This is a genomic window from Halogeometricum sp. S3BR5-2, assembly GCF_031624635.1.
In the GTDB taxonomy this organism is placed as follows: domain Archaea; phylum Halobacteriota; class Halobacteria; order Halobacteriales; family Haloferacaceae; genus Halogeometricum; species Halogeometricum luteum.
The window spans coordinates 74,461-88,524 of record NZ_JAMQOQ010000002.1 but is presented as its reverse complement, the minus strand read 5'-3'; the positions used below and the strand labels follow the sequence as shown (position 1 = coordinate 88,524).

Below are 14,064 nucleotides of genomic sequence, written 5' to 3'. Positions count from 1 at the left end.
AGACGGGGAACTGTTTTTTACCGCGGCCGCGACACCACCTCCCATGAAGGTGCTCTTGGGCGTCGGCGGGAGCGAGGACTCGATACGGGCCGTCGAACAGACCGTCTCGCGGGCGGCCGCGGCGGGCGACGAGTTGACCGTCGCCGTCGTCGAGAACGACGACTCCGACCGCACGCGCGAGGAGATCGAAGCCCGAGTCGAAGAGATTCTCGCCGACGCGGGCGTCGACGCCGAGATACGCCACCTGGAGGGCGACCCCGGCAGCAGACTGGTCGACACCGCCGAGGAGGAGGGCTTCGAGCAGATCGTCATCGGGGGCGGACAGACGAGTCCGATGGGGAAGATAAACCTCGGGAGCATCGCGGAGTTCGTCCTCCTGAACTCGCACGTGACGGTGTCTCTGGTCCGATGAGCGAGTCACGCCGCTATCCCGACGAGGTCGCCGGGCCGTTCGAGACTCCGCCGTTCTCGTTCGAGGACCGCGAGGGGCGCGAGATAGAGATTCGACCCCACGACGGGAGCGACGAGGAGTTCGAGGCGCTGGTGGAGATGTACACCGCGTTCGACCCGGCCGACCGGGCGCAGGGCATCCCGCCGGGACAGGAGCGCCGCATCCGCGATTGGTTGGACAACATCCTCGGAGAGGGCTGTCTGAACGTGGTCGCGTGGGACGGCGAGGACGCCGCCGGGCACGCGACGCTCGTCCCCGACGGCGACGCCTCCGAACTCGCCATCTTCGTGCTGCAGGCGTACCAGGAGGCCGGCATCGGGACGTACCTCATGGAGGTGCTGTTGGGCCACGGTGCCGAGAACGACGTGGAGAAGGTGTGGCTGACCGTCGAGCGGTGGAACCGCGCCGCCGTCGGCCTCTACAAGAAGATGGGGTTCGAGACGAGCGATTCGGAGAGCTTCGAGTTGGAGATGACGCTCCGCCTCGCCGAGGGCTGAGGCGGGCGGAGCGAGCGGCCGGCAAGCGAAACGCGAGGCGAGGAGTTCCGCGCCGCCTACACCGACAGAACGGGCTGGCTGGCGTACAGGAGGACGTACTCGGCCGCCTTCGCCAGCACCTCGCCGGGGTCGCCCGACATCGGTTCGCGCGGGACGACGATGAAGTCCGCGTTCAGCGCGTCCGCCGTGTCGAGGATGACGCTGCCCGGGTGGCGGAGTTTCGACTGCGTGGAGAAGCCGTAGGCGACCGATGTGGCGATGTCGACGCCGTAGCGTTCGGCGAAGTCGTCGGCGGTCCGTTCGATGGCCGCGCTGTCGGCCGCGACGTCCTCCTCGTCCACGGCGCCGTTCTCGATGGCGCGGACCACGTCCTCGCCGAGGACGTGGACGGCGTGGACCGCGGCGCCGTACTCGGCGGCGACGGCGGCGGCGTGTTCGACGGCGTTCGTGGACTCCTCGCTCCGGTCGACGGGAACGAGGACGAGATTCACGTCCAACGGACGGCGGTCAGTCATACGGGAGGATGAGACGGCCGCCGTCAAAAAGACCCACCCCGCGGGCTGGCGGTTCGGGCGGGGGTTCGGGGGAGCGTGACTGTGGTTTTAAGCCACCGACCGCCGTAGCGCCGCGCATGTTCGACACCATCGTCATCGCGACCGACGGGTCCGAGAGCGTCCGCCGGGCCGTCGGCGTCGCACTGGACCTCGCCGACCGGTTCGACGCGTCGGTTCACGCCCTGTACGTCGTCGACGCGGGCGAGGTGGAGTCCTCGCCGGAGCGACTCCGCGAGGAGATGCGCGAGGCCCTCACCGAACGCGGCGAACGCGCCCTCTCGGAGGTCGAAACCGAGACCGACCGGCCGGTGACGGCGGCGGTTCGCGAGGGGCGGCCCGCCACCGTCGTCGGCGACTACGCCCGCGAGGTGGACGCCGACGTGGTAGCGATGGGGACGCGCGGCAGACACGGCGAGAACCGGTTCCTCATCGGTTCGGTCGCGGAGCGCGTCGTCCGCACCTGTCCGGTCCCGGTGCTGACCGTCCGGCAGTTGGCGGAGGACGAGGAGGGGCCGACCGGGACGCCCGAGTCGGTCTGAGTCGGCGCGCGAGGGCCGCGCGTCACTCGGGGGACGCGTCGCCGTCGACGGCCGACCCGTTCGGAAGACACAGCGACCGCGCGGCGACGTGCAGCAGTCCGCATCCGACGCCGACGGCCGCCAGCGACCGGAAAATTCGAGCCCCGCCGCCGTACCGGCCGTACGCGTAGCCGGCGAGGACCGCCACGGCCGCGAGGGCGAGGAGCGTCCGCGTCGCGCCGAGCGTGAACCGGTCGGCGCTCGGTATCGGCAGGGCGCGGTAGCGGGCGAGTTTCCCGGCGGTGTCGAGGCCGAACGCCCCCGCGACGATGAGGACGCCGCCCCAGACGACGGGGCCGATGTCGACGGCCGCCCCGAGGGCGAGCCAGCACGCCCCGCCGAACAGGACCAGGCGGCCCCGCCCCTCGACGAAGCGCGGGTCGATTCGGGCCGCCGAGTCGTCGTCGTCGGTCGTCCGAGGAGCGTCTGTCTCGGTCATGGGTGGTGGTGAACGGGCGCCGCGAGCGGGATGGGCGAAGCGGGCGTGCGGGTCTCCGGAGTCGTCCCCGGCGGGTCGCCTCGCTCGTCTTGATACGCGGCGGCGCGGGGGATGAACGCTTCTAGGAGCGGTACGGAGCGGTACGTACGGCTCTCGAATCCGGGTCGGCGGCCCCGCCGCGGTGGCGGAGACCACCGGCTCTTTCACCCCCGCTCCCCTCGCCCCGGTATGGAAGACGAACTCATCGACAGCTCCCGCCTGTCGCTCTCGCGGAAGTCGCAGTTGCCCGGCGCGGGCTTCTTCTACCCGGACTCGCTGGACGAGGACCGCGCCGAGGAGAGGGTCGCCGAGGCCGTCGAGGGCGCCGAGGCCGTCGTCGTCGCCGACACCGACGCGGACGGACTCGGCTGCGTCGCGCTGATTCGAGAGATGTACGGCGCCGCCCTCGACGTGGCGACGTTCGAGGACGACGTGGCCCGCCGCGTCGAGCGCTGGGAGTCGGAGGGGCCGATAGACGACGAGGAGGAATCCGAGGCGGACGAAGAAGAGGAGGAGCCGCCGCGGTCGACCGTCGCCCTGGTCGGCGCGGGGCCGTACTCGCTGGACGAGGCGCTCGAACGGGTCGCCGAGTACGCCCCCGACGGTATCGACGCCTACGTCTGCGACCTCTGTCCCGACGAGTACGAGTGGGTCGAAGACGAGTTGGACGCCCTGCTGGAGCGTGCGTCCTCCGTCGCGTGGTACGACCACCACCAGTGGGACGAGGAGACGGCCGCGGCCGTCCGCGAGGCGGGCGTCGACCTCGTCGTCGGCGAGTCCGACGAGGAGTGCTCGACGGACGTGACGCTGCGCTCCGTGGACTACGAGTTCGACGAGCGGTGGACCGAACTCGCGGAAGTGACCCGCGACCACGACCTGTGGCTGAAGGAGGACGAGCGGAGCGACGACCTCTCGGATTACGCCTACTGGGTCAGCCCCGAGGAGTACGTCGCCGTCGTCGGCGCCTACGGCGTGGACCTCCCGGAGGTAGTCGAGCAGTTCATCGAACTCCGGCGCGTGGAGAAGGAGGAACTCATCGACGCCGCCCTCGACCGCGCGGAACTGAAGCGCGTCGGCCCGTGGACGGTCGGCGTCACCTACGGCCGGTGCTCGCAGAACGAGGTGGCCGAGGGCCTGCGCGAACGCGGGGCCGACGCCGCCGTCGTCGTCAAGCCGGCCGGGAGCGCCAGCATCCGCGGTTCGGAGGACTTCGAGCGCGCCCACGAGGTGGCCCGGCAGGTGAACGGCGGCGGTCACCCGAAGGCCGCGGGCTGTAAGCCCGACATCTACGACGACATGCTGGACTACGCGCACCACTGGACGACGAACGGCGCGGCGACGAAGCGCGTCATCCTCGCGGCGTTCGAACGCGTCGCCGAAGCGGCCGAAGAAGAGGCGGCCGAGGACGAAGACGAGGGCGTCGACACGGAGCGGTAGCAGGCCGGACGGCCCGTCCGCGGCGGATTATCGCTGTGACTCCCGGAGGATGAACGGACCGATGGCGAGCGTCCGCTTCGCGATGGTCGCGATGCGCGCGATGTAGGAGATGAGGAGCAGGAAGGGCAGCGACGTGATTGCGAACGCCGCGGAGGTCACCCAGATGAGGTTCGGGACGCCGAGCACCGTCCCCGAGAGCGCGCTTCCGCCGAGGTACGTCGTCACGAAGCCGGCGACGATGAGCGCGGGCACGGCGAGGTAGAGGATGTTCTGCGAGAGGCTGATGAGTTCCCACTCGAAGTACAGCGTCTTGATGTGCTCGCGGGCGGGTCCGAACATCGAGAGCACGGTCTTCAGGTCGTCGAGGAGTACCTCCGTCTCCCGTCCGATGGTGTCTTTGTAGTCGTCCGCGATGCGTTCGATCTGGAATATCTTGTAGCCGTAGTTGTAGTCGAGGGCCGCCGAGACCACCGTGTACGACCCGAATTTCCGCCCTTCGAGTTTCTCCTCGGCGGCGTCGGCGTTCCCGACGAGGCTCTCGGTGAACTCGTCGACCTCCGCGCGGAGGTCGTCGTCGTCGCTGTCGGCGACCGACTCGCGGAGGTCCTTCGCGTAGTCTCGACTCTCCAAGATGAGCGAGCGGAGGAACGCCGAGGGGTCCGCGGGCGTCGGCGACCCGGTCATCTCCTTGGTGTACTCCCGGAAGTCCATCGTGTTGCTCATCCGCTCGCGCTGGTCGCCCAGCGGGCCGTTCTCCTGCGAGATGATGATCTGCGAGATGGTCAGCGTGAGCGTGACGCCGGTGACGATGGCGCTGATCATCGTCGAGAACACCGTCTCGACGGTGTCAGCCGTCAGGGCGTCCGTGAGGTAGTACTGGTAGTAGAATGTGCCTCCGAAGACGAACACGCCGAAGATGAGCAGTCCCAGCATCGCGGTGACGAGGAGGCGACTGCCGTCGAGCACCAACCACGTCTTGGTGCGCGTCTCGCCGCCGCGCTTGCGCATCGTGTTCTCCGTGCCGATGTTGTCGTCGATGCCGGACTGGTCGAGGTTCGGGTCCTCCTCGCGCGTGTCGATGGTGTCCGACGGCTCGTCGGTCATCGCGGCGCCACTCCGCGAACGGCGTCGGTCGGCGTCTCGCCGGGCGTTCGGACTCGGTACCGCCGGCGGCGCTTGGTGAACGCCTCGCGGCGCTCCCGTCTGTGTTCGGGCATAGCAGTAGAAGTAGTAGTCCCCTCGACGGTCGGCGGCTTTATCGTTGCCTCTCAGGCATCGTTCGCCGGCTTTTTAACGCATATATTTTCCTTATATTAAGGTCGAAGGAGTGATATAAGCGCCGTTCGAACCGTCGAGCGAATGAATTCGAACCGGCGACTGTGCGCCGTTGCCGCCGTCGCGTTGCTGGTCGTCACCGCGGGATGTCTGACGGTGAGTCCGTCGATCAGTTCGGCCGACGACTCGCCGGTGTTCGAGCGGGTTTCGACGGTCAGCGAGTGGGGAACTTCGTCCGTGCAGGGGTCGGTGACGCTCACGCCCGCCGCGACGACCGAGATGGGCGTCACCCGCCTCAACGTCATCAGGGAGGACGGGTCCTCCTTCTACGCGACGTCGGTCGACGCCGGTCAGACGTCCGTCTCCCTCCCCATTCCGACCGGGACCCGGTCGCGAATCGTGGCGGTGAACACCGTCAACGGGACCGTCGTGGACACGTACAACGTGACCGTCCGCGGGACCAGATACCCGTAGTCGGTCACGGGCGAACCCGAACTGACGACCGACCGTGAGCCGCGACCGGTGACCCACGACGGACCGCCGACCGCCGGCCGGCGACCCGGTCGGAGTAGCTATCCGCCTCCGGCCGCACGTTCGGATGTGAGCCGACACGAAGACGACCGCTGGGAGTACGAGACGCTTCGGGTGCCGCGCGAAGCGCTGAAAAAGGAGTCCGCGAACCCGAAAGACGAGATAAACGAGTTGGCGGCCGACGGCTGGCGACTCGTCGAGACGATAGACTACACCGGCGGCGGGACCAAGTTCCTCATCTTCGAGCGTCGAGCCCCCGCCTCGTTCGGGTCCGAGTGAGGCGGAGGAGCGGCGACTACTCGCTCTCGTGGGCGGGTTCGGACTCGCCGGGTTGCACACCCGTCTCCACCTCCTCGCCGACGACCCACTTGTCGGAGTAGTTCGCGCCGCAGGCGCAGTGGGCGTAGGCGTGAACCACTTCTCCGCGGGCGTAGAGGCCGCCGACCTCCTCGTTGCGCGCCTCCGAGAAGGCGAAGATGAACTCGACGTGGTGGTCCTCGCCGTCGTCTCCTTCGCCCCCTTCCTCCGGGCACTCGCCGCCGCCGAGGTCGCGGTGGACGTGCCCGTCCTCCTCCATCGCCGTGCGCGAGAACTCCATGGCGTCCATGCCGGTGCCGGCGGAGAACGCGCTCCGGCCGTCGTCGCCGTCGACGACGAGCACGTAGCCGTCCTCGACTTCCTCGCCCAGACTGGAGAGTTTGCCGTCGCTGTCGAGGTACTCGTCGGTCAGAAACAGCGCCACGTCCTCGTGGCGGTCGCCCGCGAGGAACTCGTCGAGTTTGCTCATGGGGAGAGGATGCCGGCGGAACGGTAAAAGTCGCCTGCACTCCGATTCGTCCGTTCGCCTTCCGAGTCCCGCCTCACTCGTCGCGGCCGAGCGATTCGGCGATGTCCGCCAGCGACTCGTTCGGCCGGTCGGGCACGGTGTAGACGACGCGCTTTCCGGGTTCGCGCACGCCGTAGCAGTAACCCGCGTCGAGTTCGTCGACTTCGACGGCCGACCCGGGGCCGCGCCCGGTCTCCTCGCACCACTCGACGAGGCGGTTCTCGCCGTCGCCGGGCGTCCGCGCGAGGCGCTTGTTGTCGTAGGCGCCGCGGAGAAGGCGGCCGGAACTGTCGGCGACGACGCGGGCGTGATAGAGGTCGCCGCCGAGGGAGAGGCGAATCAGGTCGCCGTCCGCGACGGCCGCCTCGTCGGGGAGGCGGAGGCAGGGCCGGCGAGTGCCGCCGCTACGCGCGATTTTCGCGCGGTACGACGACACCGAGTCGTGATCGCTGGGGACGCGTTCCGACACGGTGGCGGGGGTGTTACTCTTCGTCGTCCTCGGCGGCCTCGTCCGCGTCGCCCTCGCCGAGGGCCGCGGCCACGTCGCCGCCGTCGACGACTTTGACGTTGACCTGCGCCGTCTCGTCGGAGACCTGCCGACCGCGGACGGTGACGCGCTTTCGCTCGCCCTCGCGGGAGGGCTTGTAGCCGACGCCGCCCTCGAGGAGGAGTTCCTTGAGGTCTGACCCGGCGACGTTCTCGCGCATCGGACGGCCCGCCTCGTCGGACCCGCCCGTGATTTCGAGCGTGAAGCCGTCGAGGCCGACGGCGCCGCCGTCGACTTCGTCGCCGATGTCTCGGCCGAGGAATCGGTTCGCGTCCTGTCCGTCGACCTCGAACTGGTGGGTGTCACCCGCGTCGGGGTCGGAGACGACAACCTGGAATTCTGCCATGGGTGGATTCAAACGACTGCCGGTAAAAAGTACGTCGAAAGCGCCTGCCCCCTCTCAGCCCGGTTCGTGGGCCGAGTGAACGTCTAGTGTGGGACTAGATAACATTAAACACTAGCAGACGCGTACTATCCGTATGAGCGAACCGTTCGACCGGTCGCGGTGGTACGAGTGCACGCGGTGCAGTTTCCGGTCCGAACCCGGCGACCCGACGACGATGTGCCCGCGGTGCGGCAGACAGATGCACAACGTCGCCCGCGCGCAGGAATAAGAGCGAGACGCCGCGACCGTCCGTGGTCGGGGAGAGCGACCGCTCCCGCGCCCGCATCTCCGGGAACCGGGAAGCGGACGCGCCGGTAGCGAATCGAACGCGTCGGCGGTGGAAAAACGCGGTCTCGGCCGTCGACTCGACCGGTCGAGTCGAAGAACGGAGGGTACCGGCGGAGCGCTCAGTACTCCGTCGGCACTTCGGTCTCGGTTCCGGCCTCTGTCTCTGTCTCCGTCTCGGTTTCCGCTTCAGTCTCCGTCTCCGCTTCCGTTTCGGTCTCCGTCTCGGTCGCCGTGCCCTCCTCGTCGTCGGACGGGAACTCGAGCGTCGACGTCGCGTCCTCGGTCAGGACGACCTCGAAGGGCGTCTCGGCCGGCGCGTCGTCGGGGTTCAGGTAGCCGACCGCGAGGGCCGAGTACGCGGTGCCGCCGGCCAGCGAGACGTTCACCGAGGTGACGACGTGACCGTCGTTCTCCTCGGTCTCCTCGCGTATCTCGACGCTGTAGTCGCCCGCGGGAACGGTCACGTACGACGTCGCGTTCCCGTAGGTCACGTTGTCGGCCAGCACGACGCTCCCGTTGGCCGCCGTGACGTCGACGGCGGGCGCGTCGGGCGAGAGGTGGACGATACTGACCGCCGACTCGTTCTCGTCGGGCGTCAGCGCGTCGTCCGGGAAGAACGCGGGACCGAACTCGGTCTCCGCGTCCTCGCTTATCTCACCGCTGGCGGCCAGCGTGGTCACGGTGCGCGGGTCAAGGGAGACCTCGTCGTCGAACACCACGGTGTCGGGGTCGCCGGCAGCCGTGATGCTGACGTTGTACGTGCCGGCCTCCAGGGCCAGGTAGTCGCTGACGGCGCCGAACGGCACGTCCGTCAGGACCGTCTCGTTGTCGACGTACACGTCGACCGGCGGGGCGTCGGGCGACGCGTGGACGACTCGGAGATAGGATGTGTGCTGCGGGTCCGTGTCGGAGGACTGCGCGGAGACGGCGCCGCCGACCGCCACGAGACTGGCTACGAGGATGGCCGCGAGCGCCAGCGCTGTTCGCCTGTTGTCGAGGAATCTGTGGGATTTCATGGAATCTCCTTCGACGTCGGGAGGGGAAGTCCCGCTCCGCGTCGAATACCGACTAGTGGGGCCCGACGCACAACGCCGTAGCACTTCGGTGGCGGTGCCGTTCAAGAGGTGCGGCGGAAACAGGCCGGAAGACGCTCGTCCGGGCGTCGGCCGACCGCACCGGACGCGACTCTCCGACGGCTATCCCTCGAACCCCTCCTCCCACCGGAAGACGCCGTTCCGTTGGACGACTTCGCCGTCGACTTCCATCCGCGAGTCCTCGCTCACGTCCGTGATCATGTCGACGTGGACGGCCGAGTCGTTGCCCGCCTCGCCCTCCGGGAGGCAGGCGTCGTAGGCGCGGCCGACCGCGAGGTGGACGGTGTCGCCCATCTTCTCGTCGAACAGCACGTTGTCGGTGAAGCGGTCGATGCCGCGGTTCATCCCGATTCCGAGTTCGCCGAGGCGGCGCGCGCCCGCGTCGGTGTCGAGCACGTCGCCGAGGGCGTCCTCGCCCGACTCGGCCGCGAAGTCGACGACTTCGCCGCCCTCGAACGTCAGATGCACGTCCCGCACTCGCGTGCCGTTGATGGTCATCGGCACGTCGAAGAACACCTCGCCCTCGGGGTCGTACGGCGCGGTGAACACCTCGCCCGACGGGAGGTTGTGCGAGTCGTAGGCGACGGAGGCGGCGGAGTTCACCGCCGTGCGGCCCTCGACGGACATAGTGAGGTCGGTGGCTCGGGACGGTCCGGTGCCACCGTCTCGCTCGGTGTCCTCGCCCTTCACGAGTCTGACCTCCGACCCCTCGTCGAGAATCTCCTTCATCTTCGCCATCTCCTCGGCCAGCGACTCCCAGTCGCGGAGGACGGCCTCGTAGACGAACTCCCGGTACGCCTCGTAGGACATCCCGGCCTGCTGGGCGAGCGACCGCGTCGGGTGGACCGTCGACACCCAGTCGGTGGCCATGCGCGCCTCGCGGACGGATTCGGCCGCGCGCGCGGCGGCCTGCCGCGTCTCGCCGGGCACGTCGGCGGTGGCGAACGTGTTGCGGCCGCCGCCGAGGAAGAGGACCGAATCGGCGTTCTCGTACAGGGTGAGTTCGTGTTCGGCCGTCTCGAACTCCCCGTCGTGCGCGCGGAGGTACGCGCGGGAGACTTCCTCGGAGGCGTAGGTGGTGACGACGTTCGCGCCGCGGTCGCCCAGTTTCTCGGCGACGGCGACGGCGAGTTCGTGCGCGCCCTCCGCGACGCTCACGACCACGTCGTCGCCCGCCTCGATGCGGGCGCTCCAGTCGACGAGCACCTCGGCGTGCTCTCGGGTTCGCTGGTCCATGGCGGCGGTTCGGCGGGGAGGCGGAAAACGGTCGCGTCTGCGACCCGGCTCACTCCAGTAAGTCGAGGAGGGCGTCGAACTCGCGGGCGTAGGCGGCCAGCACGTGGTCGAAGGTGACGATGCCGACGTACTGGTCGGCGTCGTCGACGACGACGGCCTCCCGGACGCCCTCCCGACCGAAGACGGCCACGAGGTCCGCGCGCGTCGCGACGCGCCGAATCGTCACCGGGTCCTCGGGCAGGAGTTCGCCGACGAGTTCCCCGCTCAGGTCGTCGCCGGCGACGACGGCCCGACCGAGCGTCGCCGGCGTGACGACGCCGAGCGGACGGTCCTCGGCGAGGACGACGACGGCGTCGTCGTCCCCCCGGCGCATCGCCGCCGCGACGTCCGCGACGGGCGTGTCCGGTGCTGCGGTCGGTGCGTCGGTCCTGAGGAGTTCGTCGAGCATCGTTCGTGAGATACAGTGGCACGGTACAAAGGCGCGTCGGGGGGTGTCGAGGGCGAGACAGGAGCGTCGGGGGCAGAGCGGAGGCCGAGAAGGAGAGCGCGTCCGTCGAATCGGAACCACTACCTCCCCCGCGGGTGGACGGCCACGCATGCAGATAGGCGTCGTCGGACTCGGGCGGATGGGGCAGATAGTGGTGAACCGCGTGCTCGACGCCGGGCACGACGTGGTGGCGTTCGACCTCTCGGAGGAGGCGACGGCCGCCGCGGCCGGGGCGGGTGCGACGCCCGCCGACGGCCTCGAAGACCTCGCGGACAGACTCGGCGAGGAGAAGCGAATCTGGCTCATGGTGCCGGCGGGCGACGCCGTGGACGCGACGCTCGACGAACTCGGCCCCCTCCTCGACGACGACGACGTGGTCGTCGACGGCGGCAACTCCCACTTCGAGGAATCGGTCCGCCGCGCGGAGACGGTCGAGGCGGCCTACCTCGACTGCGGCACCTCCGGCGGCCCGGCGGGCGCCGAACTCGGCTTCTCGCTCATGGTCGGCGGCCCCGAGTGGGCCTACGAGGCGATGACGCCCGTCTTCGACGCCGTGGCGACCGGGCCGGACGGCCACGACCGGATGGGGCCGGTCGGGTCGGGCCACTACGTGAAGATGGTGCACAACGGCGTCGAGTACGCCCTCATGCAGGCGTACGGCGAGGGGTTCGACCTGCTGGCGAACGGCCGCTACGACCTCGACCTCGAATCGGTCGCGAAGACGTGGAACAACGGCGCGGTCATCCGCTCGTGGCTGCTGGAACTCTGCGAGGAGGCCTTCCGGGAGGAGGGGACCGACCTCGGAACCGTCGCCGACCACGTCTCCGGCGGGTCGACGGGCACGTGGACGGTGCAGGAGGCGCTCGAACGGGAGGTGCCGGTGCCGCTCATCTACCAGGCGCTCGCCGAGCGGTTCGGAAGCCGCGACGACGCCCGGTTCTCGCGTCGGCTGGCGAACCGTCTGCGCTACGGCTTCGGCCGACACGAGATAGTGCGAGAGGAGTAGCGGGAGCGAGACGACGGAGCTACCCTATTCACGCGCCGCCGCGCTTCTCCACTCGGAAGACGCGCGTCTCGGGGATGTACACCGTGACGGGCGCCTCCCCCTCCTGTCGAATCGCCCACGCGCGGCGGGTCTTGTCGTACTCGATAGCCGGCGCTTCGTACTCGACCACGCCGGAGCCGTCGTCGTACACTATCTTCGCCATGAGGGGGGAACGACGAGCGAGGAGAAAACCGTTCGGTCGGGGGGTCCGCGGCGTCGCGAATCGAGGGGTCTTTTCGCCGGAAGCGTCTGAGAGGAGACGTGTTCCTCGGTCTCGCCGCGTCCGCGGTGCTCCTGTTCGCCGTCGTCGGGTTCCTCGCCGGCGTCGGCATCACGGCCATCGGCCCGGGCGGCGTCTTCATCACTATCGCGCTCGCACTGACGGCCGCGTCGCCGGCGGTCGTGGCGGGGACGGCCGGCGCGACGAACATCGCGGCGGGCCTGCTCGGCACCGCGGTGTACGCCCGTTCGGGCGAACTCCGAACCGCCGCGGGAAAGCGGATGGCGGTCGCGCTCAGCGTCCCGGGCGGCGTCGGCGCCCTCGTCGGCAAGCGAATCAACGCGCTCGTCTCCGCCGACGAGTTCTCCGTCCTGCTCGGCGCGTTCGTCGTCTTCGCCGGCCTGCTGACGTGGTACCGCGAGCGCTACGGCGTCGGCCGGACGCTCGTCGACCCCACGACTCGAAGGGGGGCGCTGGCCGTCGGCGCCGTCGGGTTCGCCGTCGGCGTCCCCGGCGGCCTGCTCGGCGTCGGCGGCCCGGTGCTGGCCGTTCCGTTGCTGATAGCGCTCGGCGTCCCCCTGCTGCCGGCGGTGGCCGCCGCGCAGGTGCAGTCGGTGTTCGTCGCCGCCCCGGCGACGGCCGCCTACCTCCTCGACGGCGCGGTGTCCGTCCCGCTGGTGGCGCTCATCGCCGTGCCCGAACTCGCGGGCATCGTCGTCGGGTGGGGGGTCGCTCGGCGCATCGAGCCGCGGATACTGAAAATCGCGCTCGGCGGCGTGCTCGTGGTCTTGGGGGTCTATCTGATGGTTTGACGCCGCGGCGGCCCAACGTCGCTCCGTTTACTCCCCGTCGGCGTCGTCCCCCGTGGAGAGCCCGCTCACGGTGGCGTCCGTCCCGTCGTACGGCTTCGGCGGGAGCCCGGTCCGCGAGAGGCGGCGGGGAGAGTCGGCGGTTCGCGCTCGGAGGCGCGTTCGAACGTGTCGGCCGAGCGCGGAGCGCGCGCTCCGAACGGACCGCATCCACGAGGTGAGTTCCATCGCTCGTCCGACCGTCGCTCCCTCGGCCACGAGAATCTGTCGGACGACCGGCGGACCGCCGACCGCTCACCCGAGGAGCACGTATCCCCCCGACAGCACGAGAGCGGCCGAGAGCGCGAGCGAGAGCGGGCGTTCCGGAAGGACGTGAGCGAGGCGCCAGCCGACGAGGGCGCCCGCGAGTTCCGGGACGCCGACGGCGAGGACGAGGGCGGGTTCGACCGCGCCGCGGAGCGCGAACCCCGCGGCGCCGACGAGGGAGAGCAGCCCCGAGACGACCTGTCCGACGCCGATGGCGACGAGGAGCGGAACCCCCAGCAGCGCGAGAGCGGGGACGACGGCCGCGAGGCCGCCGATGCCGAGCAGACCGCTGACGAGGCCGACGCCGGCGCCGATGGCGACGAACGACGCCCCGCCGGTCGCCGTCTCGGGGTCCAACTCGGCGACCGGCCGGAGCCCCGCCAGTTCGCGGGCGGCGACGACGACCCCGACGACTGCGACCGCCGCGCCGAACAGCGACTCGACCGTCGCGGTCGGAAGCAGGTCGTTGAGTGCGACGCCGCCGAGGACGCCGACGCCGCCGCCGGCGCCGAGGAGCGCCGCCAGCCGACGGCCCTCACCCCGCAGTTCGCCCGAGCGAACGTACGAGTAGCTTCCGAGCGCGCCGGTCGCCGCGAACGTCGCGAGCGCCGTCCCGGCGACTGCCTCGGAGGGGAGGTCCGTGAACGCGTAGAGCGCGGCGGTGACGAAGACGCCGCCGACGCCGACGCCGGTGTTCCCGACGCCGGCGAGGAAGGCGACGGCGACGAGCGACGCGAGCACCGCGGGCGACAGCGAGGCGACCATCGAGAGGAGTTGCGGCGTGCGTCGGGAAAGTCCGGCGGCGGCCGACCGGTCGAATCCGCCGAGAGCGGCTGAGAGTCACTCGCACGCCCGTCAGTCCACGGATTTAACCGTATCAGGAGATACTATATTTTTGTAGTGATTTCGCGGGAATATATGCGATTAGTCAGTCGTAGCGCCGAGCGTCTGCTCCGGCGAGTACCGATCCGTCGAGGGTCGTCGCCGGGCGGACGCGGAATCGAACGCCGTCGAGGGACG

The 14,064-nt window shown here is 69.8% G+C and carries 21 protein-coding genes; 9 read left to right on the top strand and 12 right to left on the bottom strand.

Going from position 1 to position 14,064, the window contains the following annotated elements; translation table 11 throughout:
• Positions 1-43 precede the first annotated feature (43 nt).
• Both NDI79_RS06835 and NDI79_RS06830 read left to right on the top strand, forming a co-directional pair.
• Positions 44-412 (top strand): universal stress protein, encoded by a 369-nt coding sequence (locus tag NDI79_RS06835; RefSeq protein WP_310927734.1) that lies wholly within the window; start codon positions 44-46, stop codon positions 410-412.
• Positions 409-948, top strand: a complete 540-nt coding sequence (locus NDI79_RS06830) for a GNAT family N-acetyltransferase (protein ID WP_310927733.1) — start codon at positions 409-411, stop codon at positions 946-948. Before NDI79_RS06835 ends, NDI79_RS06830 begins: the two co-directional genes overlap by 4 nt.
• 56 nt (positions 949-1,004) lie before the next feature.
• Here NDI79_RS06830 and NDI79_RS06825 read toward each other — a convergent pair whose 3' ends face one another.
• Entirely contained in the window at positions 1,005-1,463 is a 459-nt protein-coding gene (locus NDI79_RS06825) for a universal stress protein (protein ID WP_310927732.1), read from the bottom strand.
• 116 nt (positions 1,464-1,579) lie between these two features.
• Between NDI79_RS06825 and NDI79_RS06820 the strand changes: the two genes are divergently transcribed.
• Complete coding sequence (locus NDI79_RS06820) at positions 1,580-2,041, top strand: universal stress protein (protein ID WP_310927731.1); 462 nt, start codon at positions 1,580-1,582, stop codon at positions 2,039-2,041.
• Between the two features lie 22 nt (positions 2,042-2,063).
• Here the strand turns inward: NDI79_RS06820 and NDI79_RS06815 are convergent, their stop codons facing one another.
• Entirely contained in the window at positions 2,064-2,519 is a 456-nt protein-coding gene (locus NDI79_RS06815; RefSeq protein WP_310927730.1) for a hypothetical protein, read from the bottom strand.
• 228 nt (positions 2,520-2,747) lie between these two features.
• Between NDI79_RS06815 and NDI79_RS06810 the strand changes: the two genes are divergently transcribed.
• Positions 2,748-3,995: a DHH family phosphoesterase gene (locus tag NDI79_RS06810; protein WP_310927729.1), complete on the top strand. Its 1,248-nt coding sequence runs from the start codon at positions 2,748-2,750 to the stop codon at positions 3,993-3,995.
• Positions 3,996-4,022: 27 nt separating this feature from the next.
• Here the strand turns inward: NDI79_RS06810 and NDI79_RS06805 are convergent, their stop codons facing one another.
• On the bottom strand, positions 4,023-5,099 hold the full coding sequence (locus tag NDI79_RS06805) for a DUF7972 family membrane protein (RefSeq protein WP_310927728.1): 1,077 nt from the start codon (positions 5,097-5,099) through the stop codon (positions 4,023-4,025).
• Positions 5,100-5,354: 255 nt separating this feature from the next.
• Between NDI79_RS06805 and NDI79_RS06800 the strand changes: the two genes are divergently transcribed.
• On the top strand, positions 5,355-5,744 hold the full coding sequence (locus tag NDI79_RS06800; RefSeq protein ID WP_310927727.1) for a hypothetical protein: 390 nt from the start codon (positions 5,355-5,357) through the stop codon (positions 5,742-5,744).
• 126 nt (positions 5,745-5,870) lie between these two features.
• Positions 5,871-6,080 carry a DUF4177 domain-containing protein gene (locus NDI79_RS06795; RefSeq protein ID WP_310927726.1) on the top strand — a complete coding sequence of 70 codons (210 nt, stop codon included), beginning with the start codon at positions 5,871-5,873 and terminating at the stop codon, positions 6,078-6,080.
• A gap of 16 nt (positions 6,081-6,096) precedes the next feature.
• Here NDI79_RS06795 and NDI79_RS06790 read toward each other — a convergent pair whose 3' ends face one another.
• The 3 genes from NDI79_RS06790 to NDI79_RS06780 form a co-directional block, all read right to left on the bottom strand.
• A complete protein-coding gene (locus NDI79_RS06790) occupies positions 6,097-6,588 on the bottom strand; it encodes a DUF5807 family protein (RefSeq protein WP_310927725.1) in 492 nt (163 codons plus the stop codon).
• Positions 6,589-6,661: 73 nt separating this feature from the next.
• Positions 6,662-7,096, bottom strand: coding sequence for a DUF7112 family protein (locus tag NDI79_RS06785; protein WP_310927724.1), 435 nt, complete (start codon positions 7,094-7,096; stop codon positions 6,662-6,664).
• 13 nt (positions 7,097-7,109) lie between these two features.
• On the bottom strand, positions 7,110-7,520 hold the full coding sequence (locus NDI79_RS06780; RefSeq protein WP_310927723.1) for a 30S ribosomal protein S6e: 411 nt from the start codon (positions 7,518-7,520) through the stop codon (positions 7,110-7,112).
• Between the two features lie 133 nt (positions 7,521-7,653).
• On the opposite strand from NDI79_RS06780, the gene NDI79_RS06775 reads away from it, so the two are divergent.
• Positions 7,654-7,788 carry a rubrerythrin-like domain-containing protein gene (locus NDI79_RS06775; protein WP_310927722.1) on the top strand — a complete coding sequence of 45 codons (135 nt, stop codon included), beginning with the start codon at positions 7,654-7,656 and terminating at the stop codon, positions 7,786-7,788.
• Between the two features lie 178 nt (positions 7,789-7,966).
• Here the strand turns inward: NDI79_RS06775 and NDI79_RS06770 are convergent, their stop codons facing one another.
• The 3 genes from NDI79_RS06770 to NDI79_RS06760 form a co-directional block, all read right to left on the bottom strand.
• Positions 7,967-8,863, bottom strand: coding sequence for a DUF4397 domain-containing protein (locus tag NDI79_RS06770; RefSeq protein ID WP_310927721.1), 897 nt, complete (start codon positions 8,861-8,863; stop codon positions 7,967-7,969).
• Positions 8,864-9,043: 180 nt separating this feature from the next.
• Positions 9,044-10,177: an aminopeptidase gene (locus tag NDI79_RS06765; RefSeq protein ID WP_310927720.1), complete on the bottom strand. Its 1,134-nt coding sequence runs from the start codon at positions 10,175-10,177 to the stop codon at positions 9,044-9,046.
• Positions 10,178-10,226: 49 nt separating this feature from the next.
• On the bottom strand, positions 10,227-10,625 hold the full coding sequence (locus tag NDI79_RS06760) for a CBS domain-containing protein (RefSeq protein WP_310927719.1): 399 nt from the start codon (positions 10,623-10,625) through the stop codon (positions 10,227-10,229).
• 148 nt (positions 10,626-10,773) lie between these two features.
• Between NDI79_RS06760 and gnd the strand changes: the two genes are divergently transcribed.
• Entirely contained in the window at positions 10,774-11,670 is an 897-nt protein-coding gene (gene gnd, locus NDI79_RS06755) for a phosphogluconate dehydrogenase (NAD(+)-dependent, decarboxylating) (RefSeq protein ID WP_310927718.1), read from the top strand.
• A 28-nt stretch (positions 11,671-11,698) separates the two neighbouring features.
• Here gnd and NDI79_RS06750 read toward each other — a convergent pair whose 3' ends face one another.
• The gene (locus tag NDI79_RS06750; RefSeq protein WP_310927717.1) at positions 11,699-11,872 is read right to left on the bottom strand and encodes a hypothetical protein; all 174 of its coding nucleotides are present in this window, start codon (positions 11,870-11,872) and stop codon (positions 11,699-11,701) included.
• 98 nt (positions 11,873-11,970) lie between these two features.
• On the opposite strand from NDI79_RS06750, the gene NDI79_RS06745 reads away from it, so the two are divergent.
• Positions 11,971-12,741 (top strand): sulfite exporter TauE/SafE family protein, encoded by a 771-nt coding sequence (locus tag NDI79_RS06745; protein WP_310927716.1) that lies wholly within the window; start codon positions 11,971-11,973, stop codon positions 12,739-12,741.
• Between the two features lie 27 nt (positions 12,742-12,768).
• On the opposite strand, the gene NDI79_RS06740 is transcribed toward NDI79_RS06745, so the two are convergent.
• Together NDI79_RS06740 and NDI79_RS06735 are read right to left on the bottom strand one after the other, a co-directional pair.
• The gene (locus tag NDI79_RS06740) at positions 12,769-12,996 is read right to left on the bottom strand and encodes a hypothetical protein (protein ID WP_310927715.1); all 228 of its coding nucleotides are present in this window, start codon (positions 12,994-12,996) and stop codon (positions 12,769-12,771) included.
• A gap of 36 nt (positions 12,997-13,032) precedes the next feature.
• Entirely contained in the window at positions 13,033-13,809 is a 777-nt protein-coding gene (locus NDI79_RS06735) for a sulfite exporter TauE/SafE family protein (RefSeq protein WP_310927714.1), read from the bottom strand.
• Positions 13,810-14,064 lie beyond the last annotated feature (255 nt).